The 26,951-nt window shown below is 30.7% G+C and carries 30 protein-coding genes, 2 tRNA genes and 1 other annotated feature; of the genes, 11 read left to right on the top strand and 21 right to left on the bottom strand.

Annotated features, from left to right (window positions below; translation table 11 throughout):
• Positions 1 to 8: 8 nt before the first annotated feature.
• Positions 9 to 1,259: an ABC transporter permease gene (locus KQ51_RS08265; protein WP_038471118.1), complete on the bottom strand. Its 1,251-nt coding sequence runs from the start codon at positions 1,257 to 1,259 to the stop codon at positions 9 to 11.
• Positions 1,260 to 1,265: 6 nt separating this feature from the next.
• Positions 1,266 to 2,186 (bottom strand): ABC transporter permease, encoded by a 921-nt coding sequence (locus KQ51_RS08270; protein WP_038471120.1) that lies wholly within the window; start codon positions 2,184 to 2,186, stop codon positions 1,266 to 1,268.
• 315 nt (positions 2,187 to 2,501) lie between these two features.
• Between KQ51_RS08270 and KQ51_RS08275 the strand changes: the two genes are divergently transcribed.
• Positions 2,502 to 3,086 carry a hypothetical protein gene (locus KQ51_RS08275; protein WP_038471122.1) on the top strand — a complete coding sequence of 195 codons (585 nt, stop codon included), beginning with the start codon at positions 2,502 to 2,504 and terminating at the stop codon, positions 3,084 to 3,086.
• 19 nt (positions 3,087 to 3,105) lie between these two features.
• On the opposite strand, the gene spx is transcribed toward KQ51_RS08275, so the two are convergent.
• Entirely contained in the window at positions 3,106 to 3,579 is a 474-nt protein-coding gene (gene spx, locus KQ51_RS08280) for a transcriptional regulator Spx (RefSeq protein ID WP_038471125.1), read from the bottom strand.
• 188 nt (positions 3,580 to 3,767) lie between these two features.
• Between spx and pepF the strand changes: the two genes are divergently transcribed.
• The 3 genes from pepF (at position 3,768) to KQ51_RS08295 (ending at position 7,721) form a co-directional block, all read left to right on the top strand.
• A complete protein-coding gene (gene pepF, locus KQ51_RS08285; protein ID WP_038471127.1) occupies positions 3,768 to 5,528 on the top strand; it encodes an oligoendopeptidase F in 1,761 nt (586 codons plus the stop codon).
• A gap of 18 nt (positions 5,529 to 5,546) precedes the next feature.
• Positions 5,547 to 5,749 (top strand) — a binding site (T-box leader).
• A gap of 38 nt (positions 5,750 to 5,787) precedes the next feature.
• Positions 5,788 to 6,789 (top strand): tryptophan--tRNA ligase, encoded by a 1,002-nt coding sequence (gene trpS / locus KQ51_RS08290; RefSeq protein WP_038471129.1) that lies wholly within the window; start codon positions 5,788 to 5,790, stop codon positions 6,787 to 6,789.
• A 14-nt stretch (positions 6,790 to 6,803) separates the two neighbouring features.
• Positions 6,804 to 7,721 carry a hypothetical protein gene (locus KQ51_RS08295; protein ID WP_038471131.1) on the top strand — a complete coding sequence of 306 codons (918 nt, stop codon included), beginning with the start codon at positions 6,804 to 6,806 and terminating at the stop codon, positions 7,719 to 7,721.
• Positions 7,722 to 7,742: 21 nt separating this feature from the next.
• On the opposite strand, the gene KQ51_RS08300 is transcribed toward KQ51_RS08295, so the two are convergent.
• Both KQ51_RS08300 and KQ51_RS09780 read right to left on the bottom strand, forming a co-directional pair.
• The gene (locus KQ51_RS08300; RefSeq protein ID WP_038471133.1) at positions 7,743 to 8,021 is read right to left on the bottom strand and encodes a hypothetical protein; all 279 of its coding nucleotides are present in this window, start codon (positions 8,019 to 8,021) and stop codon (positions 7,743 to 7,745) included.
• 143 nt (positions 8,022 to 8,164) lie between these two features.
• Positions 8,165 to 8,305 carry a hypothetical protein gene (locus tag KQ51_RS09780; RefSeq protein WP_158497960.1) on the bottom strand — a complete coding sequence of 47 codons (141 nt, stop codon included), beginning with the start codon at positions 8,303 to 8,305 and terminating at the stop codon, positions 8,165 to 8,167.
• A gap of 88 nt (positions 8,306 to 8,393) precedes the next feature.
• Here KQ51_RS09780 and KQ51_RS08305 point away from each other — a divergent pair, with 88 nt between their 5' ends.
• Positions 8,394 to 9,302 carry a hypothetical protein gene (locus tag KQ51_RS08305; protein ID WP_038471135.1) on the top strand — a complete coding sequence of 303 codons (909 nt, stop codon included), beginning with the start codon at positions 8,394 to 8,396 and terminating at the stop codon, positions 9,300 to 9,302.
• A gap of 34 nt (positions 9,303 to 9,336) precedes the next feature.
• Here KQ51_RS08305 and KQ51_RS08310 read toward each other — a convergent pair whose 3' ends face one another.
• From KQ51_RS08310 to KQ51_RS08320, 3 genes are read right to left on the bottom strand one after another with little or no spacing between them, the layout of a single operon-like run.
• Entirely contained in the window at positions 9,337 to 9,960 is a 624-nt protein-coding gene (locus KQ51_RS08310; protein WP_038471136.1) for a YqaA family protein, read from the bottom strand.
• Between the two features lie 15 nt (positions 9,961 to 9,975).
• Positions 9,976 to 10,233, bottom strand: coding sequence for an HPr family phosphocarrier protein (locus tag KQ51_RS08315; RefSeq protein ID WP_038471138.1), 258 nt, complete (start codon positions 10,231 to 10,233; stop codon positions 9,976 to 9,978).
• An 8-nt stretch (positions 10,234 to 10,241) separates the two neighbouring features.
• On the bottom strand, positions 10,242 to 10,580 hold the full coding sequence (locus KQ51_RS08320) for a hypothetical protein (RefSeq protein ID WP_038471140.1): 339 nt from the start codon (positions 10,578 to 10,580) through the stop codon (positions 10,242 to 10,244).
• A 100-nt stretch (positions 10,581 to 10,680) separates the two neighbouring features.
• Between KQ51_RS08320 and KQ51_RS08325 the strand changes: the two genes are divergently transcribed.
• Both KQ51_RS08325 and KQ51_RS08330 read left to right on the top strand, forming a co-directional pair.
• On the top strand, positions 10,681 to 11,091 hold the full coding sequence (locus KQ51_RS08325) for a GNAT family N-acetyltransferase (protein ID WP_038471142.1): 411 nt from the start codon (positions 10,681 to 10,683) through the stop codon (positions 11,089 to 11,091).
• Position 11,092: 1 nt separating this feature from the next.
• Positions 11,093 to 11,539, top strand: a complete 447-nt coding sequence (locus KQ51_RS08330; RefSeq protein WP_038471144.1) for a hypothetical protein — start codon at positions 11,093 to 11,095, stop codon at positions 11,537 to 11,539.
• A gap of 21 nt (positions 11,540 to 11,560) precedes the next feature.
• On the opposite strand, the gene mgtE is transcribed toward KQ51_RS08330, so the two are convergent.
• Positions 11,561 to 12,931 (bottom strand): magnesium transporter, encoded by a 1,371-nt coding sequence (gene mgtE, locus KQ51_RS08335; protein ID WP_052609402.1) that lies wholly within the window; start codon positions 12,929 to 12,931, stop codon positions 11,561 to 11,563.
• A gap of 155 nt (positions 12,932 to 13,086) precedes the next feature.
• Between mgtE and KQ51_RS08340 the strand changes: the two genes are divergently transcribed.
• The gene (locus KQ51_RS08340) at positions 13,087 to 13,584 is read left to right on the top strand and encodes an inorganic diphosphatase (protein WP_038471148.1); all 498 of its coding nucleotides are present in this window, start codon (positions 13,087 to 13,089) and stop codon (positions 13,582 to 13,584) included.
• An 11-nt stretch (positions 13,585 to 13,595) separates the two neighbouring features.
• Complete coding sequence (locus tag KQ51_RS08345; protein ID WP_038471150.1) at positions 13,596 to 13,994, top strand: OsmC family protein; 399 nt, start codon at positions 13,596 to 13,598, stop codon at positions 13,992 to 13,994.
• Positions 13,995 to 14,084: 90 nt separating this feature from the next.
• Here the strand turns inward: KQ51_RS08345 and KQ51_RS08350 are convergent.
• From KQ51_RS08350 to KQ51_RS08370, 5 genes are all read right to left on the bottom strand, one after another.
• Positions 14,085 to 14,159: transfer RNA gene (locus tag KQ51_RS08350), tRNA-Gly, on the bottom strand.
• A gap of 107 nt (positions 14,160 to 14,266) precedes the next feature.
• Positions 14,267 to 14,341, bottom strand: a tRNA-Gly gene (locus KQ51_RS08355).
• Between the two features lie 67 nt (positions 14,342 to 14,408).
• A complete protein-coding gene (gene rsmH, locus KQ51_RS08360) occupies positions 14,409 to 15,332 on the bottom strand; it encodes a 16S rRNA (cytosine(1402)-N(4))-methyltransferase RsmH (RefSeq protein WP_038471152.1) in 924 nt (307 codons plus the stop codon).
• Between the two features lie 85 nt (positions 15,333 to 15,417).
• Entirely contained in the window at positions 15,418 to 15,615 is a 198-nt protein-coding gene (gene rpmF, locus KQ51_RS08365) for a 50S ribosomal protein L32 (RefSeq protein ID WP_038471155.1), read from the bottom strand.
• An 11-nt stretch (positions 15,616 to 15,626) separates the two neighbouring features.
• Complete coding sequence (locus KQ51_RS08370) at positions 15,627 to 16,088, bottom strand: YceD family protein (RefSeq protein ID WP_038471156.1); 462 nt, start codon at positions 16,086 to 16,088, stop codon at positions 15,627 to 15,629.
• 84 nt (positions 16,089 to 16,172) lie between these two features.
• Here KQ51_RS08370 and KQ51_RS08375 point away from each other — a divergent pair, with 84 nt between their 5' ends.
• Together KQ51_RS08375 and KQ51_RS08380 are read left to right on the top strand one after the other, a co-directional pair.
• Entirely contained in the window at positions 16,173 to 17,315 is a 1,143-nt protein-coding gene (locus tag KQ51_RS08375) for a nucleotidyltransferase (RefSeq protein WP_052609405.1), read from the top strand.
• Positions 17,316 to 17,368: 53 nt separating this feature from the next.
• Positions 17,369 to 18,364, top strand: a complete 996-nt coding sequence (locus KQ51_RS08380; RefSeq protein ID WP_038471158.1) for a P-loop NTPase — start codon at positions 17,369 to 17,371, stop codon at positions 18,362 to 18,364.
• Positions 18,365 to 18,401: 37 nt separating this feature from the next.
• Here KQ51_RS08380 and KQ51_RS08385 read toward each other — a convergent pair whose 3' ends face one another.
• From KQ51_RS08385 to recG, 7 genes are all read right to left on the bottom strand, one after another.
• Positions 18,402 to 19,790: an MATE family efflux transporter gene (locus KQ51_RS08385; protein WP_052609406.1), complete on the bottom strand. Its 1,389-nt coding sequence runs from the start codon at positions 19,788 to 19,790 to the stop codon at positions 18,402 to 18,404.
• A gap of 60 nt (positions 19,791 to 19,850) precedes the next feature.
• Positions 19,851 to 21,116, bottom strand: coding sequence for a helix-turn-helix domain-containing protein (locus KQ51_RS08390; RefSeq protein ID WP_038471160.1), 1,266 nt, complete (start codon positions 21,114 to 21,116; stop codon positions 19,851 to 19,853).
• A gap of 254 nt (positions 21,117 to 21,370) precedes the next feature.
• Positions 21,371 to 21,994: an endonuclease III gene (gene nth / locus KQ51_RS08395; protein WP_038471162.1), complete on the bottom strand. Its 624-nt coding sequence runs from the start codon at positions 21,992 to 21,994 to the stop codon at positions 21,371 to 21,373.
• Positions 21,982 to 22,620: a DnaD domain protein gene (locus KQ51_RS08400; protein ID WP_038471164.1), complete on the bottom strand. Its 639-nt coding sequence runs from the start codon at positions 22,618 to 22,620 to the stop codon at positions 21,982 to 21,984. Before KQ51_RS08400 ends, nth begins: the two co-directional genes overlap by 13 nt.
• A gap of 532 nt (positions 22,621 to 23,152) precedes the next feature.
• Positions 23,153 to 23,833 (bottom strand): ribonuclease III, encoded by a 681-nt coding sequence (gene rnc / locus KQ51_RS08405; protein WP_038471166.1) that lies wholly within the window; start codon positions 23,831 to 23,833, stop codon positions 23,153 to 23,155.
• The gene (gene plsX, locus KQ51_RS08410; protein ID WP_038471168.1) at positions 23,833 to 24,831 is read right to left on the bottom strand and encodes a phosphate acyltransferase PlsX; all 999 of its coding nucleotides are present in this window, start codon (positions 24,829 to 24,831) and stop codon (positions 23,833 to 23,835) included. The genes rnc and plsX overlap by 1 nt, the downstream gene beginning before the upstream one ends.
• A 32-nt stretch (positions 24,832 to 24,863) precedes the next feature.
• Positions 24,864 to 26,876 carry an ATP-dependent DNA helicase RecG gene (gene recG / locus KQ51_RS08415; protein ID WP_038471169.1) on the bottom strand — a complete coding sequence of 671 codons (2,013 nt, stop codon included), beginning with the start codon at positions 26,874 to 26,876 and terminating at the stop codon, positions 24,864 to 24,866.
• Positions 26,877 to 26,951: the final 75 nt, after the last annotated feature.

Below are 26,951 nucleotides of genomic sequence, written 5' to 3' on the forward strand. Positions count from 1 at the left end.
TTCTTCACCTAACCTTTTCTTAACCTTGGATCTAATGCATCACGTAAACCATCCCCAACAAAGTTGAACGATAACATCATAAACGCGATAACGACTGATGGTACCACTAGTTGGTATAGATAACTTTGGAATACTTGCGCTCCATCGTTAGCTAAAGCACCTAAAGATGCTGCAGGTTCATTAATACCAAGACCAATGAAACTTAAGAATGCTTCGGTGAATACTGCAGATGGAATCATCATAGTTAATGTAACGATGATAGGACCAAGTGCATTCGGTACTAAGTGTCTACTAATTATATTTTTATGGCTAACTCCAATTGTTCTTGCAGCTAAAACATATTCTTGCTCTTTTAAACCTAACATTTGTGCTCTAACTAGACGAGCCATACCTACCCAGTAGATTGATACTAATGCTATGATAATAGTTCCTAGTCCACTTTCACCGAATACCGGATTTAAGATATTCTCTTCAAACGGACTATCTCTAAGAACAACCATTAATAGAATTACATATAGTAATAAAGGAATTGAGTTAATTATATCAACTATCCTCATCATAATATTGTCTGTACTACCTCCAACATATCCAGAAATACTACCGTAAATTACACCAATTAATAAGTTAATAACTGCGGCTATTACAGCAATTTGTAATGAAACACCAATACCATATAATACTCTGGCAAATAAATCTCTACCAAATGCATCGGTACCAAGTAAGAATGTTGTATTCCATACCTTCTCTGTCGGTTGTTGAATTTCTTCCCCATGATATATAAAGCTATAGTCGATTCCGACGTGAGCCTTTGTAGGGTCTGTTGAATATGAATAATCAGCGGTAACTTGATCTATTTCAATACCATTTTCATCAAATAATCTAAATATTTGAGTTCTAGTAGCGACATCAAAATCAGTTGCTGATTTCTCAAATCTTTTAATTAATTCTCCACTATCACTAACTTGAATTAATTCAAAAGTACCTGATAAATAAATATTTAAATCATCCGTCAATTCATAAATTTCAAATTGAGGGGGTATATTTTTGTATTCTAAGTTTTGTTGCTTATAAGAATGCGGGTTAACCAATGGTCCAACAACAGCTAACAAAATTACAATAAATGTACCGAACATTCCTAATATTGATAATTTATTTTTCCTTAATCTTCTCCACACATCTTGCCAATAAGTTAGGCTTTTTCTTGTCTGTTCTTTGTCTAGTTTTGCATCACTAGAAACTTTATTAAAGTTCTTATTCATATTCTATTACCTCCCCATCTTAATTCTTGGATCAATAACTGAATATAAAATGTCTACCAAGAAGACCATGAATATATAGAAAGCCGCATAGAATATTGTAACACCAATAACTAAAGTGTAATCTTGCGAGTTTATAGATTGTGTGAAATACTTCCCAATTCCTGGGATATTAAATACCTGTTCAACTACAAATGATCCTGTCATTAAAGCTGCAATCATTGGACCTATATATGTCACAACAGGAATTAAACCATTTTTTAATGCATGTTTGAATATTACTTTAAATTCACTTAAACCATTTGCCCTAGCAGTTCTAATATAATCTTGTCTTAATACCTCTAACATACTAGATCTAGTCAACCTAGCTACAAATGATAAAGAGTATCCAGATAAGGCTACAACAGGTCCGATATAAGACACTGGGAACTTATCTAAACTTCCTACAGGAATCCAATCAATGTACTGCGCTATAATAATAAATATAGATCCTATAACAAAGGATGGAACAGTTACTCCAATTGTTGCCATAAGCATAACACCATAATCAATATAGGTATTAGACTTCAATGCGGAAATCACCCCTAAAGGTATCCCCAATAAAACAATGAATACTACAGCCAGACCTCCAACTTTCGCTGTACTAGGAATCCCTGCTGCCAGCAATTGATTTACTGAATAAGCTGGATTTCTAAATGACGGTCCTAAATCTCCTCTTAACAAATTCCCCATATACATGAAATATTGCTCATGTAGAGGTAAGTTGAGACCATACGCCTCTTCGAGTCTTTCTCTAGTTGCATCAGGTAAGGGTTTTTCTCTGGCGAAAGGTCCACCAGGAATTGCTCTTAACATGAAGAAAACTATTGTAATAACAATTATTAACGTTATTATCGAGGAAAGAATCTTCTTTAAGTAATAACTCTTCATAATCCTCCATCTCTTTTCTGAAAATGACTTATTTTCAAATAAAGTAGTAAATATTATTTTTAAGAAAAAATGAAGACTGCATAAAAAATAGAACTTTCCCCGTATTGAGTAATTTGCCATCTTTACAAAATCTTCATTTATTTTAAATATTTTACTTATGTAGATTATACTTTGTTTAGAAGGTTATGTCAACATTTCAAACACGATGGTATCGCTTACAAAATAATGAAAAGGTTCTCATAGTTAAAAAATGCAATAAATTATAATAACTATAAAATATGGTTTTATGCTATAATAAAGCCAAGGAGTGATATAATGAAACGAATACTAGTAATTATTTTACCTTTTTTCCTATTACTTCTATCATTGATTTCATCAATGATAGCTTATAATTATTCTACACAACTCGAGGAAAGTTTCTTATACGCTAATAACACACCAGAAAAGCCACAGTTTACTGGTACTTATTATTCAATAGTAGGAAATCTACCAGATGATGCCGTTCTATTTCAAACTACATTGGTTGACGATGGTTATGAATTGGTTATCCTTAATTCAAGTGATGAAGTACTAGAAAAAATTCTATTTACAATCGCAGTTGACGGAGAAACCGACCCTACCATAGTTACCGAATCACAGACTAATGTAGTACCCGGGGAATTAGATGGTTATTTATTTGATTTAGAACTGGAAGACTCAAAATCATATACAATAAATGTCATAGTTATCGAGAATAATACTGATACCGATGAAATTGATCTTGCATTTTTCAATTTAGAGAATCACTTGTACAATAGCCAGGATCTATGGGAAGGTATAAGTACAACAACATTTATCTTTGCATTACTAGCAGGGTTTACAGTTCTAGGAATATTTGTTACAAAAAAAAGAGAGGTCTAGACCTCTCTTTTGTTTTGATTTATGCTACTTGTACTCCTGCTCGTTCTTTTTCTTGTAACTCTTTGAAGTAAATATCTAAAGCATGTTTATAATCACAATCATTACCCTTATCACATGTAGTACACATGATAATTTCACGTAATCTTCTTGGAATGAATGTTCGTATTTCATCTTCATTATATCCTACTTGCATTTTCTTCTCTTCAATAATAATTGGTCTTCGTAAAACACTTGGATTAGCAATAATAAAGTTAGTTAATGCGCTCATACTCATATCTTCAATATCTAAATTTTGCTCTTGGAATACTTTTGATCTTGTTGAAATAATATCTTCAAAACCATTATCAGTATTTTTCAACATCATTATGATGTCATCTCTTGTAAGTTTAATATTAAATATATTTTTTTCACGGTAATCTATACGATGATTATCAAACCATTTTTTTGCTTTTCGGCAGGATGAGCAGCTTGGAGTTGTATAGATAGTAATCATTCGCGTCACCTCTTCTTTATAAATTTTATAATATAGTTAGTTCGCACTTTAATTATAACATAATTTGTTTAACTTGCAACATAAAATTTTGGCACAAAAAATGCTACAATTTTTAAAATAATGTCATAACGCTTTATACTTCAGTTTACTTATAATATAATGATAACATTATTAGGAGGTAATATAATATGAAATGGGATTTAACTAAACTATACAAAACTTTAAAAGAATGGGAAAAAGCTTTGGGAAAAGTCGAAGAAACGATTGAAAAACTAGGATCTTTCCAAGGTAAATTAGATAAGTTTGAATCGTTCAAAGAGTACTACACTTTACAAAAGGAACTGGGTATTGATTTTATAAAAGTATATCAATATGCTGCCTTAACAAGTGATTTGAACAAGAAGAATACTGAGAACGCAGCACGTGTTCAAAGAATGGCATTATTAGCTAGTAAATTAGGACAAGTAACAGCCTTCGAATCACCTGAATTATTAACTATTGGTCAGGAAGTAATTAATTCATTCATTCAAAAAGATGAAACATTAAAAGAATATAAGTTCTCTCTAGAAAAATTATTTAGATTACAAGAGCATGTATTAGATGCAAAAAGTGAAACAATTCTTGCCAATTATAGTCAACTATCAGGTCAAGGAAGCGAAGTTTATACTGCTTTAAGTGTTGCTGACAAAGTCGACAAAGAAGTTACTTTAACTTCTGGAGAAACTGTTTTAATTACTAGTGGTAATTACCGTAGTTTTCTCGCTGATTTGGAATCTCCGAAAGACCGTGAAATAGTATTCAAATCTATCTTCAGTCAGTACAAGGATAAAAAGAATGCTTATGCACAGATTTACAATACGATCTTACAAGCTAATATCGCTTCAATGAAAAACAGAAAATACTCTAGTTCTTTAGAATCTTATTTATTTAGAAATAACATTCCTTTAGATGTATATCATAACCTTGTAGCGGTTGCTAAAGAGAACACTGCTCCAATTAAAAGATACTATCAAATGAGAAAAGAATTCTTAGGACTTGAGAAACATCATACATATGATCGTTTCATTCCTCTCGCTTCGGGTAATTCTAAATTCACATACGAAGAAGCAAAAGACTTATTCTTTAAGTCAATTGCTCATTTAGATGAAGAGTTCCAAAGCAAGGCAAAAACAGCTTTAGAAGACGGTTATGTTGACGTTTATGAACACGAAGGTAAACAAACTGGTGCATATAGTTGGGGTGCAATTAATGAACATCCTTATATATTATTAAATTATGATGATACCTTAAATAATGTATTTACTGTAGCTCATGAAGCAGGACATTCAATGCACTCAATGTTTAGTGCTGAAAGCCAACCAGTTGCTACACAAAATTATACAATCTTTGTCGCTGAAATAGCTTCTACTTTTAATGAACATAATCTATTAGACTACTTCATTAAAAACAGTGATGCTTCAAAAGAAGATAAAATTCAATTATTACAACAATCAGTCGATGATATTTTAGGTACATTCTACCGTCAAACATTGTTTGCTGCATATGAATTAAAAGCACACGAACTAGCAGAACAAGGAACACCAATTACTTATGAAACACTTTCGGGTATTATGGTTGATTTATATAAAGAGTTTTATGATATTGATATTACTGAAGAAGATGGAAAAGAATTTGTTTGGGCATATATCCCTCATTTATTCTATACACCATTCTATGTTTACCAATACGCAACAAGTTTCGCGGCTTCATTAAAACTTTATGAGATGGTCCAAGAAGATAAATCAAACATTAAAAACCATATCGGATTACTTCGTTCTGGTGGAAATGATTATCCTGTAAATCAAGTTAAAAAAGCTGGTGTAGATTTAACTACAAAAGAACCTTTCAAAGCTGTAGTAAATAGATTAAACAAACTACTAGACGAATTAGAGGTTGCATTAAAAGAATAATTATTGTATTATATAATCAATAAAACGATGACTAGAATTAGTACTTATAACCTTGTTTATATAGAGAGTTTAGAATGGTGGAATCTAAGCAAAACAAATTTAAGGAATGGATCTACGAGCGATACTAATCATATCCGTAACTCTGCGTTAAAGAGCTAAGTGTCTATAATTTTTTATAGAAACCAAGGTGGTACCACGGATTATATAAGTTCGTCCTTATTTTAGGACGGACTTTTTTTTATTTTAAGGAGGAAATATCATGAAAAGAATATTATCAGGAATCCAACCAACAGGTTCATTAAATATCGGAACCTATTTAGGAAGTGTTAAAAACTTCGTAAAATTACAAGATAAATTACCAGATTATGAGTTCTTTATCTTTATCGCAGATTTACATGCGATTACTGTTTATAAGGATAAACAAGTTTTAAGAAAACTAATTAAAGAATTAGCTGCCCTTTACATAGCTTGTGGATTAGATCCTGAAAGAGTAAACCTATTTATTCAATCAGAAGTCCCAGCCCACTCGCAAATGGCATATCTTTTCCAATGCAACTCGTACATGGGGGAGTTAGAAAGAATGACTCAATTCAAAGACAAAGCACGCAAACAGGAAAAAGGCGTTACTGTAGGATTATTTTCATATCCAACTTTAATGGCTGCTGATATCTTGATTTATGATCCTGATTTTGTACCAGTTGGAAAAGATCAGAAACAACATCTAGAATTAACAAGAGATATTGCTGTTAGAATGAACAATAAATATAATGATATTTTCACAGTTCCTGAGCCGCTAATAGCGGAAATAGGAGCCAAGATTAATTCATTGTCTAATCCAACAGCTAAAATGAGTAAGTCTGATGATAATGAAAAATCAAGAATCAATTTGTTAGATCCGGAAAATATCATTAAAAAAAGAATCAAAAGTGCAATCACTGATTCTATGGGTACTGTTAAATATGATCCAGAAAACAGACCTGGTATTTCTAACTTACTAACGATTTATTCAGTTATCACTAATATGCCTTTTAATGATATAGAAGACAAATACGAAGGTAAGGGTTATAAAGAGTTTAAAGAAGATCTAGGTGCAATCGTTTTTCAAGAACTAAAACCTATTCAAGAAAGATACAATGAGTTAATCAATTCAAAAGAATTAGACTTAATTTTAGACAAAGGTAGAGATAGAGCAATTCAAGTAACTGAAAGAAAACTAGCAAAAACAATGGACCGTATTGGTTTAGGAAGAAAACGAAAATAAAACGGAGGACAACCATGCCAAACTCTAATGATTTCGCAAGATTCATTGATGAATTAAGGGATTCAAGAAATATATCACGAGAAGACTTTGTAGAAAACATAATCTCATTAAGACAATACTACCGTTTCATTAAAGGTGAATCTTCATTAAGAAGTGAAACACTAAATGCATTAATGTCGAGGTTAGATTTCAACACAATACATGCTTACGAATCATTTCGCAAGAAACAAGATAAGGATTATGCAGATTTAATAAAAATATATAAATTAATACACATGGATGAGTATAATAAAGCCAGTGTTGAATTCAAGTCCTTAGAATTATCTTCAGTTATGTCAAAATATAACATGCAACTACTAGAATTTATAGAAATAAAACTTGATCTACATTTTGACAAAATAACGATTAATCAAGCTGTCGATGAAATACTAGAATTAATGGACTACGAAGATATATTCAAGAAAGACTCATTATCATTTATCGAATTGTCTTGTATTATGTTTGTCCAAGACCACCTAATTAAAAAAGGTGATTATAGAATCGCTAGTTACTGTTACGACATATTAAACAAGCAAAATGATGAACAATTCTCTGAGTTCAAAAACTATCTATTACCTTTTCAATTAAGTGCAATAAAAGGATTAGGTAAAATTGGTAAAAATGAGGAATCTTTAAAGCTCACAATGAAAGTTATTGAAGAATACGAAATTTACCATCCACTTAATTTCTTGATTTCAATATATTATTTAAAAGCTTTGAATCAAAGAGAACTATTCAAAAATGATAGTTATTTAGATTCTTTAACAAAATTATACTCTCTACTGAATATAGTAACAAATCAATCACTCATCAAGGAAACAAAAAAATTAATTAAAGATATTTTTGATGTTAGCGAAACTGATCTAATAATCTATAAGACAATTAAAAAGTAGAAGCCATTAAGCTTCTACTTTTTAATTCTCGAATTTAAACATAAACTCTTTTAATAATCTTTGCGTTTTATGATGTGAATCAACATTAATAACCCATCTATTCTCTTCTATCGCATTTATATTTTCTTCATACCATTCATTAAGTTTATTAATCATGATTTTGATCATTTCAAAATCTTCTGATTTCATTGCTGATTTCAGTTTATTTAAATAACTTACAACATATGGATCGCATGAGTATTGCTTTATCGTTCCCAACATCCCATCATACTCAATCGTTAACTCTTGAAGTGCACTCATAATTTTCCTCCTTAAACTTCTTGGAAATTTGGCATAATAAAAAACAAAAAATAGTAACCCGTTTTCATTTTTTGTTAGTAATACTTTATATTGTCTCTTTTAAATCAGTTATTTATATAGTAAAATGTAATTTAGTAGATAGACTAATATACTGGTAAAGGTAAATGTTCAGTAGGTATTTTATCGTAATCACTTGGTACTGGAATATCAGATGCCGCGATTACCCCACTTGCTGTACTAAAAATAAACCCTAATGCTACTAAAAATGCTAAAACTTTTTTCATAATAAATCAACTCCTTGACTGTATTTTATATTTTTTTACAATAAATGAAAAGTTCATATATGACCCATAAAAGGGGGGTGTCCATAAAATGTCAGAAAACACTAGAGATTTCGGTTTGTTTATAGATGGTTTACGACTTGATAGAAACATATCAAGGGAAGACCTAATTGATGGTATAATTTCTTTAAGCCAATACAAAAGATATTTACGTGGAGCTACCTCAATCCCTAATTCAGTCCTTCTTTTGTTAGCAGATAGACTTAAATTGAGCATTAGTTCTTTGCATCATGTATTTGAAACAAAACAAAATAAGCAACTCCAAAAACTAACTAATATTTATACTCTTATACGACAATTGAGATATCAAGATGCATACAATAAAGCAGTAATACTAAGAGATGATGTTTTTATATCAACCTATAATAAATCGTTTTTTGATTTTTGCTTCGTTTGCATCCAACACAATCTTCAAATGGTTTCTGATATACATGCTTTAGAGCTATATTCAATTATGGTGGATTACCCCAATTGTGTAAAAAATGAAACCTATAATTGGATAGAGATTAATATATTAATGGAGATAGTTAAAGTTTCTTCAATAATGGATAACTATGAGCCATCTATTCACATGTACCAAATTATAACTTCATCTCAATTTAAATACATTTCATCAGGTGATAGTTTGTTTATTCCAACAGTTTTATCTACCTTAGCTCCAATACTAGGCAGACAGCAAAAATTTGAAGAAGTTGTAAACATTGCTAAAGAAGGTATAGAATATTGTAAAAAATATCAAACTTCCGGAGCTCTTGCAACACTATATTTAACTAAATCATTTGCTTTGAAAGATTTAAGTAGACTGGATGAGGCTAAAGAAAGTGGTAAAAAAGCATTAATGCAAGTTTACATTGAAGATAATCCAGCAAAATTCTCACAATTCAAAGATCTCTTAATTAATAGATTAGACTTGACTTCAGAAGATTTACGATTCATATAAAAATAAAAAAAGCGCTAAACAGCGCTTTTTATTTTTAGGCTTGCTGCTTCTTTTTGTATATATTGTATATAGTCTGCAAGACATAGTACAACACAACAAGAAGCATACCAATTATACTCATTATTAACATATATTGGTTAAGTACTTCAGAGTTAATCTCTTGCACAATAAATACAAGAACATAACCCCCCAAAACATACCGTGGAATTCTTCCTAACATCCCTGCTAACATGTACTTTTTAAAGTCCATGCGCGAAATACCTGCTAAAAATACTACTATTGTATATGGTATCGGTGTAAAAGCTCCAAGAGCTACCGCCAAAATTCCCCATTTATCAAAAAGTTTTTTTGCTTTTTCAAGTACTTCCTCGCTAGCAAAGAATCGTAAAACTGGATAACCAATTTTCATTCCCACAAAATATCCAAAGGCTGAAGCAATTACATTAAAGACAACAACATTGAGTAAATATAGATACCACGTATCAACATTAAGTTGAATTAACGGGTAATATATAACCTCAATTGGCGGAATTATTAGTAACACCTCAAAAAATGTATAAAGAGCTAAACCAATATGGTCTAATTCTTCTAGAAAGTTAATAATCGGATTCAGGAAATCGAAGAATCCTGTAACGTTATCAACAAGTAAATATATCATATTATCACTCTTCTATTAGTTATTTAATTCTTGAAAGAATTTTGTTATTTGCTTGATAGCCTCATTCTCATCTTCACCGTTAGCTCTAATGACAACAAGAGAACCTCTTGTTACTCCTAAACTTAGTACACCCATAATTGATTTCAAATCAACAGTACTACCTTTATATAATAAATCTAAATCTGCACTAAAATCATTTGCTAATTGAACCAATTTCGTAGCAGGACGCGCATGTATCCCTTGTTCATTTGTTACAACAAATTCACGTTCCATATATTTCACTACCCTTCTATAAATTGTTTTATTTGCTTATAGATATTTTCATTCAATTCATTGTCTCCATCAAAGTAAAACTTCACTTTATTTCCAACAATACTAATCCCCTTTGCTCCTTTTTCAAGAAGTAGATCGGTATTAAATAAAGTTACATCATTAAAATTGATCACAATCTTATTTCTTATAAAATCAATACCTACAATATTTTTCTTATTTAGTAATTCTAAAATGGTAGGTAATTCATATTGCTTCTTTTCAACTTTACTCCTATTTAATAATACGACAGATACAACAACCGCTACAATAGCTACTACTGCGATTATAATATAATGATATAATTCCATTTTTTCCACCTCGTGCATAATTCTAACATATATTAATTCAAAATAAAATATAAATAAGTTATAATAAGAGAAGGAATATAATGGAAAAAGGTGAATTAATATGAAGGTAGTTGTAGCAGTTAATAAAAAGGAAATCATTGATAATTTTTTAGTACGTGGAAAAGTTTTCGTCATAGGACAAGAAATAGATTATGAGATTGAATTTGATGGATTAGACAATGATTGTACATTGTTTACAGCATATATTGATGAAATTCCTGTTGGCGCTGCTAGATTATATAAGAATAAAGTAGGACGTGTAGCAACGCTAGTTAAATATAGGAAACAAGGTGTTGCATCAGAACTGATGAGTTTCATTGAAGAACATGCTAAAGAAATAGGTTTAACAGAATTAATTTTAAATGCCCAATTATATGTTAAAGACTTTTATGAACATCTCGGATATATACCTGTTGGTGATATATTTCAAGAAGCTGAGATAGATCACATTAAAATGAAAAAGGAGCTATAGTATGACTTTGGAAGATCATAAGAAACTAGGAATCAGTTACTTTAACAAGACCTGGGATTATTTAAACAAAAAGAATCGAAATAATGAAGACGATTTAAAGATGATTCATTATGTACACGCTTCAAGATTTCATTGGCAAATGAGCGGTGCTCCTATTCTAAATATCGTTAGGGGCGATTGGCAAGTTTCAAGAGTGTATTCAGTGCTTAAAATGGGTGAAAGTGCTCTGATACATGCTAAGGCTTGTTATAAGCAAACAATAGAAAATAACATTGGCGATTTTGATCTTGTATTTGCCTATGAATCGATGGCTCATGCATATCAAATTCTACATGATTTAGACAATATGAACAAGTATCTAGAACTGGGATATAATGCAATTGACCAGGTTGAAAAGGATGAGGATAAGGAATATTGTAAAAGCGAATTAGATAACATAAAAAAATAACGTTCAAATTGAACGTTATTTTTATAATGTATTAATAATTAAGATTGTTGCTAGACTAAAGTAAACACTTAAAGCTAAGATATCTACTATCATTGTAACAAATGGTCCACTTGCCACTGCTGGATCAATTTTAAGCGAATTGATAATGATTGGAATCAATGCTCCACTTAATGTTGATACAGTTAAGCTTACTATAATTGATAAACTAACAACTTGCGTTATTTTAAATGCTTCAGAACTTCCGTTCAATAATAAGAATCCGTAAGTTACAAAGAACAATATCGCTCCAATAATAAGTCCATTTAATAACCCAGTTCCTACTTCTCTTATAAGATGTTTTCTTATATCTGCTCTATCCTCAAACTCATCACTATTTAGCCCTCTTACTGTAACTGCTAAACTTTGTGTACCTGTATTACCTGCCATCCCTAATATCATCGGCATGAATAAAGCAATCGTTGGAACTATGGCTAAGGTTGATTCAAATTGAGCGATAATTGTTGAAGTAAAGAAACTTAATATCATTAAAACTAAAAGCCATGGTAAACGTTTCTTAACACTCATCCAGATTGTTTCATTATCAGTATCAATCTCTACATCACTAATTGCAGCTAAACGAGAGTAATCTTCATTAGCTTCATCTTCAATTACATCAATAATATCATCAATTGTGATAATCCCGATCATGCGATTTAGATTATCGACAACAGGCAATGATGTAAAATCATAATCTTTGAAGATGACAGCAACATCTTCTTGATCGAGTGATGTTGGAACTGAAATAATACGTGTATTCATAATATCTTTTATAAACTGACCTTTCCTTGCAAGGATCATTTCACGAAGTGATAATGTCCCAACCAAAGTATTCTTTGTGTCAGTTACATATATAGTGTTAATTGTTTCAGCATCTACCGCTTGTTTTAATAGTTTTTTCATTCCTGATTCAACTGAATCTTTAATACTTATTTCAATATATTCAGTTGTCATTATTGATCCAGCAGTATCTTCTTTGTGTTGGAATAAAGAACTAATATTTTCACGATGTTCTTCATCCATCATTTTTAGATATCCAGCTCGGTCTTCTTCTTTAAATGCTAACATAACATCAACTGCATCATCTGTATCAAGGTCTTGAATAATATTAACAATATATCTAGGTTTCATTTCCTCAAAAAGACGTAATGCATCATCAATTTCCAAGTAACTGATTATTTCGGAGATATCATTACCCTTAAATACTCGATAAAATTTAATTCTTTCTTCTACTGTCATTTCCAGTAAAGCTTCACTAACTTCATAAGGGTGATACTCTAATACTTGTTTGTAAATTTCTTCTTTTGTTTTAGTATTAATCAACTCAATAATCTCTTTTACGAACTCGTTGTCCATATTATTCACCTCCTTTTACACTGCCTATATTCTATCATAATACCATTTTTTTATCTATCAATATAAGCTCGTATCACGTTTTTTCATCTGTTTTCATAATGTTATTGAAAATTTTTCATAATAAGAATATAATTTATTAAGAGAGAAGGTGTATCATGGAAAAAATCTATGAAGCAATAATCGAAATACCTATGGGAACAAAGAACAAATATGAGATTGATAAGAAAAATGATCGCATTAAATTAGATAGAGTATTATATAGTCCAATGACTTACCCTGCTGAATACGGGTTCTTAGAGTTTACATTAGCAGAGGATAATGATCCTCTTGATATATTAGTTTTAGCATCTTCAAAAACATTCCCTGGATGTGTTGTTGACGCAAGAGTAGTTGGATACCTAGACATGGTAGATAATGGTGAACCAGACCAAAAAATAATCGGTGTAGTTGATTCTGATCCACGTTTCTCACATGTTAATGAGATTGGTGATATTCAAGTTCATACAAGACGTGAAATTAAACATTTCTTTAAAACATATAAGGATTTACAACAAAATAAAACGGTTGAAGTTTATGATTTCCATGACAAAATTGATGCATTAGAGTTGATTTTGGAATGCAAAAAGCGTTATATTGACAACAAGAAAAAATAAAGGAGTTTCACATGGCTAACAATGTAAACGTATCATTCAATGATAAACACGAAGGTATATTAAAAGTAGAAAATTATGAAACAAAACTAAGCTACAAAGGAGAAGGTATGGCACCTTATGAATTATTCTTAGGTGGATATGCATCTTGCTTACACGCAACTTTCATAGGAATTATGAGAAAACGTAAATTAACATTTACTGAAGTAACTTATGATGTAAATAGTTATAAACGTGATGAGGTACCAACTATTATCAACAAACTTGTTACTAATGTTGTTATTACAGGTGCAGATGAGGCAAAACAAAAACAAATTATTAAATCAATGGATCAAGCAGAAAAATATTGTAGCATTAGCTATACAATTGCAAATTTAGATGCTGAAACAGAATTAAATATTACATTCAAATAAAAAGAGGAAAATTCCTCTTTTTTTTAGTTTTTTCGATTCCATAAAGAAGTAAATAAAAAAGACCTATTTCTAGGTCTTTTATCAACAACTTGGAGCAGGTGATGGGAATCGAACCCACGTCATCAGCTTGGAAGGCTGAGGTAATAGCCGTTATACCACACCTGCATGTATGTAAATAGTATAATATCATAGACTAATATATCTGTCAATTATACTAGTTGTTGTTTTGAGATCATCTTTTTAAAAAAGAATCACTACACCGACATAAAAAATGGAGCGGGTGATGGGAATCGAACCCACGTCATCAGCTTGGAAGGCTGAGGTAATAGCCGTTATACCACACCCGCATTTCAAAGTCAGCATTAGTATAATATCATAAAGAAACGTACAAGTCAATACACTTAAAGGGATTTCTTATAATTTTTTAACCGCTCGTAATTTCGCACTATGAGCACGATTATTTACTTTTAGTTCTTCTTCAGTAGGAAGGATAACCTTACGGTGTAATAATTCGAAATCAGGTTTAACATCTGGTGTTATTGGAATATGTTTAGGAATATTTAAAACACTCTTTTCTCTCATCAATGTTTTTGCGATTCTATCCTCTAATGAATGGAAAGTTATTACAACAATTCTACCTTCAGAATTTAGTAAATCAAAAGCCTGTGATAACGACTTTTCAAAGACTTGAAGTTCATCATTCACAGCTATTCTTAAAGCTTGAAAAGTTTTCTTAGCCGGATGTCCTTTTTTACTTAATAATTTTTGTGGTAAAGCACTCTTAATTACTTTTACTAATTCAAATGTAGTGTTGATAGGTTTTTCTTCTCTAACTTGTTCAATCTTTCTTGCGATATATTTTGCTTGGTTTTCCTCGCCATAACGATTTAAGATATTCTTAATATCATGAAAAGAGAATTCATTTACTATCTTTCCTGCGGTTAACTCACGAGATTGATCCATACGCATATCAAGTGGAGCATCATAATTATAACTAAAACCACGTTCCGGAATATCAAATTGGAAAGATGAAACCCCAAGGTCATATAAAATACCATCAACTTTTTCAATTCCTAACTTATTAAGTTCCTCAGTTATATTAACGAAGTTACTTTTTATTATTGTGAAGTTCTTATTTAATGTATCTAATTTTTCCTTTGCTCTTGCTATAGCATAATCATCTTGATCAAAGCAATATAGATGACCTTTATCTAATCTCTTAAGGATTTCAAAAGAATGTCCTCCACCACCCAGGGTACAGTCCACATAAATTCCATCTTTATTAATATTAAGATAATCAAGTGATTCATTTAGTAATACACTAACATGTTTATACATACAATCGCCTCCGGCTAAATTATTTTATCATATCCTTAAAAAATTGTAAAAGAAAAACGCTGAAATCAGCGTTTTCTTTCGAAATTTAGTCTTCGATTACTTCGTCTTCTTTTGCAACAAGAACGACTCTTCCAGCATAATGTCCACATTCTTTACAAACTCTGTGTGCTAGTTTCATTTCTCCACAATTTGGACAAACTACCATACCAGGTACACTTAATCTTAAATGAGAACGGCGTTTTCTTTTAGCTGTTTTAGAGGTTCTTCTAAACGGTACTGCCATTTAGTCATCTCCTATGATTGTAATTTTTTTAGACTTGCGAATGCGTTCTGCTTTTCTTCTTCTTCAAACTCAGTGTTTTCGAAGTCGATTTTATCGTGAGCTTGCTCACTAACAACGCGCATTGGCTTATCCAACAATATATTAGACCATATTATCGGTAATAAGTCAATAGTTATTCCGTCAATTACATTCGAATCAGTATCTTTGTATGTTGTAAAGACCTCTTCTACGCTTAAATCAACAGGATATTCCACTTCGTCTAGGGTAATTGCACATGGTAAAACAAGTGTACATTTAATATCTAGGTAGAAAATAAACTCTTCCCCATCATAGATTTCAAAATCACCAGTCACTTCCACTTGATTAATCCTAATAATATCAGTATTTGATATTAACTCCGATAAATCAATCGTTTCATTGATCTGATTATCAATATTCTCTAATTTCATCAATTCATGAGTTGTCCATTTCATGTCCACTCACCTCCTGTGCGATACAAATTATACTTTTATTATACTAAAAAGTCAATTATAAGGTATAATTTAATTGGTGATATTATGAAAACAGTTGGGATTATAGTCGAGTACAATCCATTACATAATGGACACGTTTACCACATTGAAGAAACAAAGCGATTAAGCAAAGCTGATCGTTTAGTTTGTGTGATGAGTGGGAACTTCACTCAAAGAGGTGAACCAGCGATAATTGACAAATTCACAAGAACTAAATGGGCTTTAAATAATGGGGTTGATTTGGTTATTGAGTTACCTTTTGTGTTCACAGTCCAAAACGCTGATATTTTCGCTTCTACAAGCGTTAGTATCCTAAACCACTTATGTGTCGATGAAATATACTTTGGTAGTGAGACGGGCGATATCGACGAATTACACCATTTAGGTAATATTTTAGAAAGCACTGAGTTTAACATGTTAATCAAGAAGTATTCAAAAGATGGGAATAGTTATCCAACAAGTAGTGATTTAGCTATGAAAGATTTATATCCTAACAACTCTTATGATCTTCCTAACAATATACTAGGTATCCAGTATATATTAGCTGGTAAGAAACTTAATTCTAAAATAGTTTTTAAAACAATCAAAAGAATAAGTACAAATTATTTTGATGAAGAAGATAAAAATTCCACGATTCAAAGTGCTACAACTATTAGAAAGTTAGTTAACAATGAAAATGACATAGTTAATTATGTTCCAAAAGATGTCTATGAAACTCTTACCACAAGAAAACCAGTAGGTTATGAAGATTTCTATTTACCTATCAGGCATATCTTTAGTTCTTCTACTAGTGAAGATTTACATCAAATATTCAATATCACAGAGGGTATAGAGAACCGATTTTTAAAGATAAATTCTTTCAACAATGTTAGTGAATTTATTCATAAATCTCTAACTAGAAGATACACTAATTCTAAAATCAAAAGAGCACTCGCTCATATTTTGTGTAATGTAAAAAAACATGAGATTACATCATTTGAAATTCCTTACATTAGAGTCTTAGGAATGAACAAAAAAGGTCAAGCTTTTCTTAATGAAATAAAGCATGATTTAGAGATACCTTTAATCGTCAAAGTTAAAGAGGGAATACACCCGTATTTAGATATCGAGATCAGAGTTTCTAAGGTCTATAGTATCGGGAGTGATGAGGCAATCTTTAGAGGTGAATTTATGCAACCAATAAAATAGTATTTTGGTTGCTTTTTTTTATGAAAGTATTATAATAAATTTTGGGTGATATTATGATGACAAAAGAACAAGTAATAGAAAGAGTTTTAGATTTAAAAGATCCATCAAGTGATAAAACACTTAGAGATTCAAATGGTGTTAAGCATTTAGCAATAGATGAAGAGAAAAAAACAGTAACTATGGTTATTGGTCTTGATAAAGACGATGATGAATTCAAAAGAAATATGACTAGAGATTTAGCACGTTTGTTAAAAATAGAATTAGGATTCACAGGTATTAAAACTGAATACCAATTAAACAAACTATCAACTAGTATTTTATCTAGAGAAGTACGTTATGTCGGTGTAGCTAGTGGTAAGGGTGGTGTAGGGAAATCTACAGTAACTGCTAACTTGGCTTATGCTTTAAAACGTTTAGGTAAAAATGTTGGTATTATTGATGCAGATATTTACGGAAGTAGTATTCCTACAATATTAGATATGGAAATAACTCCACCAAAAGGAACAAAAGATGAGAAAATTATTCCTTATAATGTTGATGGTATTGAATTAATTTCTACTGAATTCTTTTTAACTCCAGACAAACCTTTAATGTGGCGTGGACCAATGTTAGGAAAAATGTTAAATCATTTCTTCTATGATGTAATCTGGGATGATAACATTGAATATATTCTTGTAGATCTTCCACCAGGGACTGGTGATGTAGCTCTAGATATTCAAAAATTAATTCCATCATGCAAAATGTTAATCGTTACAACTCCACATCCTAGTGCTTCACACATCGCTGTTAAAGCAGGATTTGCAGCTGAGCAATTAGAACATGAAATATTAGGTATCGTTGAAAATATGAGTTACTTCAGACACAAAGGTGAAGATGTACAAATCTTTGGTTCAGGTGGCGGAAAAATCGTTGCTGACAAACTAAAAACTCGCGTTTTATCTAGTATTCCTATTGGCCAACCAAAAAATAGTTTAAGTATTTTTGGAGCTGATGAAGAAATCGGTATAGACTACTTAGGTTTAGCAAACAAAATAGTTAAAGCATATTAAATAAAAAGCTTATCAATCGTGATTGATAAGCTTTTTTTTATGTAGTTAATAATTCTGGTTCGATCATTCTGTTTAAATATCTTTGGTTACTAACAAACAAGATAATACTCAAGATTCCTGCAAGTACGTCTGCTACTGCAAATGTAATCCATAATCCGTCCAGTCCATAGAGATTAGTAAAAATGAATACAAGTGGTAGGAAGAATAAAAACTGTCTTGAAAGACTTACAAGTAATGCTTTGATTGGATAACCCATTGCTTGATAAACACTACCCATAACTACTTGGAAACTAACAAACATAAATCCTAATGATAAGATTCTAAATCCTCTAGCTCCAGTACTGATAAAGAACTCGCTATGATCTTTACTAAAAATCATAAACATTTGTGGTGCAAATACTTGAATCAAGATTAATGCAATTGTGAAATATACAAAGACAAATAATGTAGCATCATTAATAGTTTCTCTAATCCGTTTAAACTTCTTAGCTCCGTAATTAAATCCAACAATTGGGGCTAAACCTTGGACAACACCAAAACTTGGTAAGAACAAGAAATTTATCAATCTATTCATTACTCCGTATATGGATATATATATAGCAGGATCTCCGCTTACTGATTCATCGATAAGTATAAAGATGATTATTGATAAGATACTTCCTAAACTATTTCTAACAAATGTCGGTAGGCCAATAACTACAACATCTTTTAAAACTTTTAAATTTATTAGAAATGGATTTATTAAATTTATTTCTAAAATACTCTTTTTACTCAAACTATTGAAGAACAAGAAAGTAAAAGATGAGAACTGCGAAATAACTGTAGCGATAGCGGCACCTTTAACCCCTAGACCTAATCCCCAATCATAGATAAAAATAGGATCTAAGATGATGTTTAATCCGGCACCCATAATAAAACCAAACATTGCAAGATTAGCCCGACCTTCGGCACGAGCAAAGTTATTTAAAACCATTGATAAAGTTAGTGGTACTAGTCCAATTAAGATTACTGAAAGATAATCTTTGGCAAAACCAATATTTGAATCACTTGCTCTAAAAAAGACAAGCATTTCATCTAAAAATAAATATCCAAAAAGTGAAACTAACAATGCTAAAACAATTCCTACTCTCAAAGATGTATTAATTGTATGTTTCATTGTTTCTGTATCACCACGACCATATGCACGGCTGAACACACTAGCTCCACCAATACCAATCATTAATCCTACTGCATAAAGAATCATTTGAACAGGGAAAGCATATGCTAAAGCACCAATAGCAATTTCTCCTGCTCCTTGAGCAACAAAAATTGTATCAACTAAATTGTATAATGCATTAACTCCCATTCCTACTATCGCAGGAATGCTTAATTTTATTAATAGTTTTCTTATGTTCGTGTTACCGAGTAAATCACTGTTTTCGTTCATAGAAACACTCCATTCTCTAGTATTCTATGCCAATATAAAAGTTAATACAAGGGAAAATCATTAATATAAAATTCTTCTTACTTTATTTAACTCTTTCTGGTATTTATTGTAGTAACTTATTGCCTCTTTATATCTAGAATTCTCAACACAAATGTCCATTACTTCATTAGTATATATACTCAAATAATCATAATCGTCTATCTTTATTGAAAAAGGAATGGCAATATCTCTTAAATATTCTTTTTGATTCTGCTTATCTTTTTGGGTTAGAAAATGATAATGTATCTTATTTCTTAATTCACTTTTCTTTGGTTTATATTCTCTTACTATATCTTTAATGTTCTCGATTGTTTCAAAATCTTCTTCAGCTTTACATATTTTTAATAGTAGAATCATTTTCTTTAAATAGTATTCAGAGTTTCTTGAAATATTCTTTAAGTAAAATGATGCATCTTTATAGTTATTTAGATAATATAACGTCTCAGCTTTGATGATATAGAAAAGGTCTTTTATTTCACTTGAGAGCTCTTTTACTTTGATTGTATTTAATAGTCTCATTGCTTTCTTCGGATTCTCCATAGTTAAAAACAATGCTTTATGTAATGCAAGAATCATTATCCTCTTTACATTATGATATCTATTAAATATTGTCATAGCATTATGATAATCATCACTTGAACTATTCTTTATTAGAAACCTTTGTTTTACATAATAAGATAGTTCATTGAATAGTGAATCAAGTAAATCATTGTTTGCTCTTATCTTACTGTTTAAAAGAATGAGTTCCAAAGCTACTTTATATTTTTCATTTTGAATAAAATATAGTGCGCTAAAATATAAATAGACTTTCACTTCAAGATTACTCATATTATTCACTACATGTTCTAGCATCATCACGTATTGGTCTTCATCAACAAGATTAAAATAAACTGTGTATCCTAACTTACAAAGATTAATAACAACATTGTGATTAATATCCTTCACTTCGTCATAGATATTAATCATTACTTCATCATCCATATAGAAGAATGCTTTTAAAGTACTATCAATATATTCCTTATCTTTTATACTTTTACTATAAACATCATCTTCAATGTCCAAGCGGTCCATAATCTCCTTAACATAAAAATCATTTGGTACAATCTGGTTATTTTCAATTTTAGATAAATAACTGATACTACATATTCCATTACTTATCTCATCTTGAGTAACGTTTAATTCCTTTCTTTTTCTTTTAATAAAGCTTCCGATATCAGTAAAATCACTTTTGAACTTATCTAGTTCAACTCTTTTATTGATTCTATTCTTTAAACTTGTAACTTTCATAAAGTCACCACCTCTTATTCAATTTTAAAGGAATTTTAGAGACTTATGTTTAACATCAACTTGATAAAATATCCATACTCTTTAACTTGTGGTAAATTTAGCACAAAGGTGCCAATATGTGTATTATTATTGGATTTATTTGAAAATAATCTAATTAAAATCAATTCTGTTCTGACAAATGTGACATAGACATTTTTGACACTTATCCAAAAACTGAACCAAACCATAAAAAAAAAGCCAATTTTAATTGGCTTTTAAATGTTTGGATAGCGACATAAATCTTTTAGAGTACAATTTGCACATTTAGGATTCCTTGCAGTACAGTGGTATCTTCCAAAGAAAATCATTTTGTGATGAGTGTCAGACCATTTGTTTTTTGGTATTTTACGCATCAATTTCTCTTCTACTTTTCTTACATTATCTTTAAGGTATGCGAGTTTTAGTCTTTTAGAAACACGATCTACATGAGTATCTACAGCAATTCTAGGTACATCATACCATACACTTAAAACAACATTTGCTGTTTTCCTTCCAACTCCTGGTAGACTTTCTAGTTTTTCCTGGCTTGAAGGCACTTCACTATTATATTCTCTTTTGAGCTTTTCACACATTAGTTTCAAGTTTTTAGCCTTATTTTTATAAAGTCCAATTCGTCTTAAGTCATTTTGCAATTCTTCCAACGGTGTATTAATATAATCCTCAATTGATTGATACTTGTTAAAAAGAGAATCAGTTAACAAGTTAACTGATTTATCTGTAGTTTGAGCACTAAGCATAACTGCTATTAATAATTCTAAGCCATTTGTGTGATTAAGTTCACACTTGGCATCAGGAAACATTTCATCAAATGTAGTTAGAATTATATCTATTCTGTCCATATTTTCTTTAGATTCCTAATTAAAGTTGTTTGATTATATTTAGTCTGAGGTGTTTGATCATCTTTACTTAATAATATCTTATCAACATATCTAGTTGAAAGCTTACGAGCTTTTGAAGCTTCAAATAATGCTCCCTTAATCTCTTCAAATGAATAATTGTCTTCACTTAACCATTTAGTTATTGTTTGAATATCTAAAACACTTAGTGGTTTACGGAATTCAGTTTCAAATAATGTAACAAGTCGTGATTCTATGTTTTTGTTTTGATCGCTTGATTCCATGATTTTCTCTTCGAAATCGGCTTTGATGATTTGTTCGATGACAAGATCGAGGTTGAAACTCTCTGTTTCTTTTCCGTTACCGTTAGAAATTAACTCCATTTTTATTAACCCTTTATCCATTAAGTTATTTAATCTCTTGTTTGCGGTTTGCGAAGAAATGCTTAGCATTTCAGATAGTTTTTTTGGATGAATAAATGTGATTTGACGATCTAGTAAATATTTAAGTTTGATGATAATGACAGCGTCAACTTCATCAAGACCAATTTTGTAATAATTATTCAGAACTAATTCAGAAAAATCAATGATATTTCTTTTGATATATGATTTGATGTCTTTAACGTCCATTCCTTCACCTCTCTTGGAGTTATATTATAGCACAAAAAAAGTGAAAAAAGAGATTATTTTTCAATAAAAATATTTTACTGTATTGACCCTGTTTTTTGGCTTTGTAGCATTGTTTTCCACATAGTTATCCACAATGTAAAGTGTGGTGATTTGTCAAGTCTTTTTTCAAGAAATATGGTCTATGTAATTAACGATTTATGTAAAGAATATTAATAAAGCATTATTTGACTATTTACAATCTAATATTTTGTGTTAATTTTAATAGAATTATTATCCTTGTAGTCAACAGAATTCACATATATTTTTATCAATAGTTAGTGGGGATAAGTAATTCCCCTGTTTGGGCATTTCTATTCTCTTACATATAATTCATCGCGTATTCAATAACTAAACAGTTCATTCATAAATTTCATTTACATTTCGACCATTAGATATTAGAAAACTTTTATTTATGTTTTTTCTAATTTTTGATATATCGCTTGTTCTGATTATCTTAAAACAAAAGACAATGATTTTACATCATTGTCTTATTTTAAAATTTCATTGATCTTATGGCTAGTTTTTTTAGAGCCATTTCTGCGGCATTTTGTTCTGCCTCTTTTTTTGTTCTCCCTTTTCCTTCGCCCATAAGTATCTGATCCATATAAACACGGGTTACAAATGTCTTACTATGTGAAGGTCCAATTTCATCAACAATACGGTATTCTAAAGTTCTTTTATCTGATTGAACTAACTCCTGTAAGTATGATTTGTAATCAACGAAATTATCTTCTCCATCTGTTTCGACAATTGGGACAACAATTTTATCAAATATTTTATAACATTCTGTTATTCCTTTATCCATATATACAGCACCGATAAGAGCTTCAAAAGCATCCGCTTGTAAAGCTACTCTGTTTCTACCACCAGATTTTTCTTCACCTTTACCTAATAGTAAATATTTATTTAATTCACACGCTTTGGCATATTCTACTAAAGCAGATTCACATACATTTTTAGCTCTTGTTTTAGTTAGATTTCCTTCATTAAATTTAGGATACTTCTCAAAGAGGTATTTTCCCATCATAACATCAAGAACAGCATCGCCCATGAACTCTAATCTTTCGTTTGATTCACAGTGATTCTCATTAGCATAACTAGAATGAGTTAACGCAGTTTTAAGTAATTGTTTGTCTGAAAAATCCAGTTTAAAATATTGTTCCAGTTTTTCCATTATTCAACCATCTCTTCGATGTGAGTTTTAACTTTATTTAAGACATCTTTACGACAAATAAGCGCAGCTTGTCTGATTCCATTATAGAATCCATTCGCTCTACTTGAACCTTGTGCTTTTACTACAACACCTTTAAGACCATATATCATCGCGCCACCGATTTCTTCAGCACTCATAGCTTTTTTAAAACTTTTAAGATTCCTAGCACTAAATAGCAATCCTATTTTACCAAGAATACCTTTTTTAAGTTTTTGCTTTAACAATTTACCCATACCTTTTGCGGTACCTTCTACTGTCTTCATAACTATATTTGCGGTAAACCCGTCACTGATTAAGATATCACATGGTGGATCTAATACTTCTTTAGGTTCAACGTTTCCTACAAAGTCTAAGAGTGAGTCGTTTTTAAATAGTTCAAATGCTTCTTTATCCAATTGTCTTCCTTTACCAGGTTCAGTTCCGATATTGATTAAACCAATTTTCGGTTCTTTCACACCTAAAACATCTTGTGCATAAACATGTGCAAAGTAAGCTTGATTTAACATATATTCAGGTTTAATTTCAATGTTTCCACCAGCATCTAATAGAATAGTACTTCCGCCGTTAATAGTTGGGATTAATGGTGCAATAGCTGTTCGTTTCATTTGTTTCATACGACCAACTAAAATATGGGCACCTGCGATTAAAGCTTGCGTTGCTCCACTTGAAACAACTCCATCATTGTCACCACTTCTTACACTAGATAATGCTAGAGCCATTGAACTTTTTCGATTATTTCTAATTGCTCTAATCGGGTCTTTTTCACCCATATCAATTGTCCCTTCACTAGGTACAACTTTGATTCTTTCTGTGTTTGTTAAATATTTATATATTGCTTTTTCATCACCATAAAGGGTTATTTCAATATCATCAATGTTTTTGATAGCAAGCATTGCACCTTCTACTTGTTCTTTAGGAGCAAAGTCACCACCCATTGCGTCTACTGCGATTTTAATCATGATATCACCTCTCGATTATTAATTATAACACATTAATCTAAATTAGATTTTTTTAATACAGATTTTAGGTATTTAAATATTAGTTGAAATTGTTTTTGATAATAACTGTCTTTATTATCAAGAATTTCTAGGGCATCATTTTTGGCAATTTCAAGAATGTGGGCATCTCTGACGATGTCGGCTTCTTTGAATTTTATATCACCACTTTGACGAGCACCAAAGAACTCTCCTGGTCCTCTTAATCTAAGATCTTCTTCACTGAGTTTAAATCCATCATCTGTTTTCTCCATAATTTCCAGTCTTTCTTTTACTTCTTCATTATCTTTATGGATTAATAAACAGTAACTTTTAAGATTACTTCTACCAATTCTTCCTCGTAATTGATGAAGTTGTGATAAACCAAAACGATCACTATCCATTACCACCATCAAGGTTGCATTTGGATTATCTACTCCCACTTCAATTACTGTTGTACTAACTAATATATTTATCTTATTGGCATTAAACATATCAATTACAGTTTCTTTGTCTTCCTGTTTAATTTTAGAATGCATCATCCCAACACTGAATTCCTTAAACCTTTTATTCAATGTGCTGAATACTTTTTGAGCATTGGATAAATCTAATTTCTCACTCTCTAAAATTAAAGGAGTTACAACATAAACTTGATGACCTTTATTCAGTTCATCCTCAATTATCATATGAACAAGATTCATTTCACTATTCCTAAATAATTTAGTATCTACTTTTTTTCTATTAGCAGGTTTTTCTCTGATTGTTGATATATCCATATCACCAAATAATGAAATAGCTAATGTCCTTGGAATAGGTGTTGCACTCATATATAGAATATCAGGATTAAATCCTTTTTCTCGTAATTTTTGACGTTGTTTAACACCGAAACGGTGTTGTTCATCGGTTATTACATAACCCAAATTGTTATATCTTACATCAGTGCTAAATAGAGCATGGGTACCGATGATTAGTACTTGAGAATTATTTTTAATAATCTCCAGTCTTTCTTTTCTTTGTTCGCGGGATATTTTACCACTAAGGAATACAATCTCGTATTTAGCATCTTTAAAGTAATTGGAGAAGGTTTTATAGTGCTGTCTTGCGAGAATTTCCGTCGGTGCCATCAATGCAACTTGGAACCCAGCATTCAAAACTGTAAGAATTGTGATTGCCGCTACTACTGTTTTACCACTACCAGTATCACCCTGAAGTAATCTATTCATTACATAAGGTGATTTGATGTCTTTTATGATTTCATTTGTCACTTTCTTTTGAGCGTTTGTTAATTCAAAAGGAAGAGTTTTGATAAATTGTCTTATGAAATTAATATCATATTTTTTAGATAAAGACTTTTTTGTTTTATTTCTTAATCTAATATATTGCATCTTAAATTGGAACTTAAATAGTTCTTCATATTTAATTCTTCTAGAAATTTTTTCTAAATCTTTCTTTGTTATTGGATTATGAACTAGTTTAAGTAGTTCGCTGTATGTAATTAGTTTATATTTCTTTCTTAATGATTCTGGAAGATCATCTTCAATTAAATATCCATATTCGATTATTGATAGTTTAACTATTTTATTAAACTGGGCATCGCCAACCCCATCAACATTGTAAATCGGTTCAATTTCATTTTTGAAATTTCTCTTTAGTTTTAATGTTGTGGCAGTGAAGGTGTTCTTAATTCTATCAATTGTCCCTGTTAGAACTATATCTTCTCCAATATCTAATATATTCTTTAGGTATTCTCTATTGAATATAGCAACGGAGAATGGTCTATTTTCAATTATTACCTTAAACGCTAACTTAGTGAAGTTCTTTCTTATATATGCGACTGTAGGTACACTAGTGACTTTTCCTTCTAATGTTACACGTATATTGTCAGCTGCATCAGATAAAGTTGTAAGGTGATAGATTTCATAACGAGATGGGAATTTATTAATCAAATCAAAACAATCATAAATTTCATTACGATTTAGTTTATCTTTCAGTTTTGGTCCAATACCTTTAATTGTTAATAACATACTCATAAAATCACCTTTTATTCCTTAAATATTATAACAAATTTAGAGGATAAAGACAAAAAGAAAAGTAGTTCATCTGAA

It is taken from the genome of Candidatus Izimaplasma bacterium HR1 (assembly GCA_000755705.1).
Taxonomy (GTDB): domain Bacteria; phylum Bacillota_I; class Bacilli_A; order Izemoplasmatales; family Izemoplasmataceae; genus Xianfuyuplasma.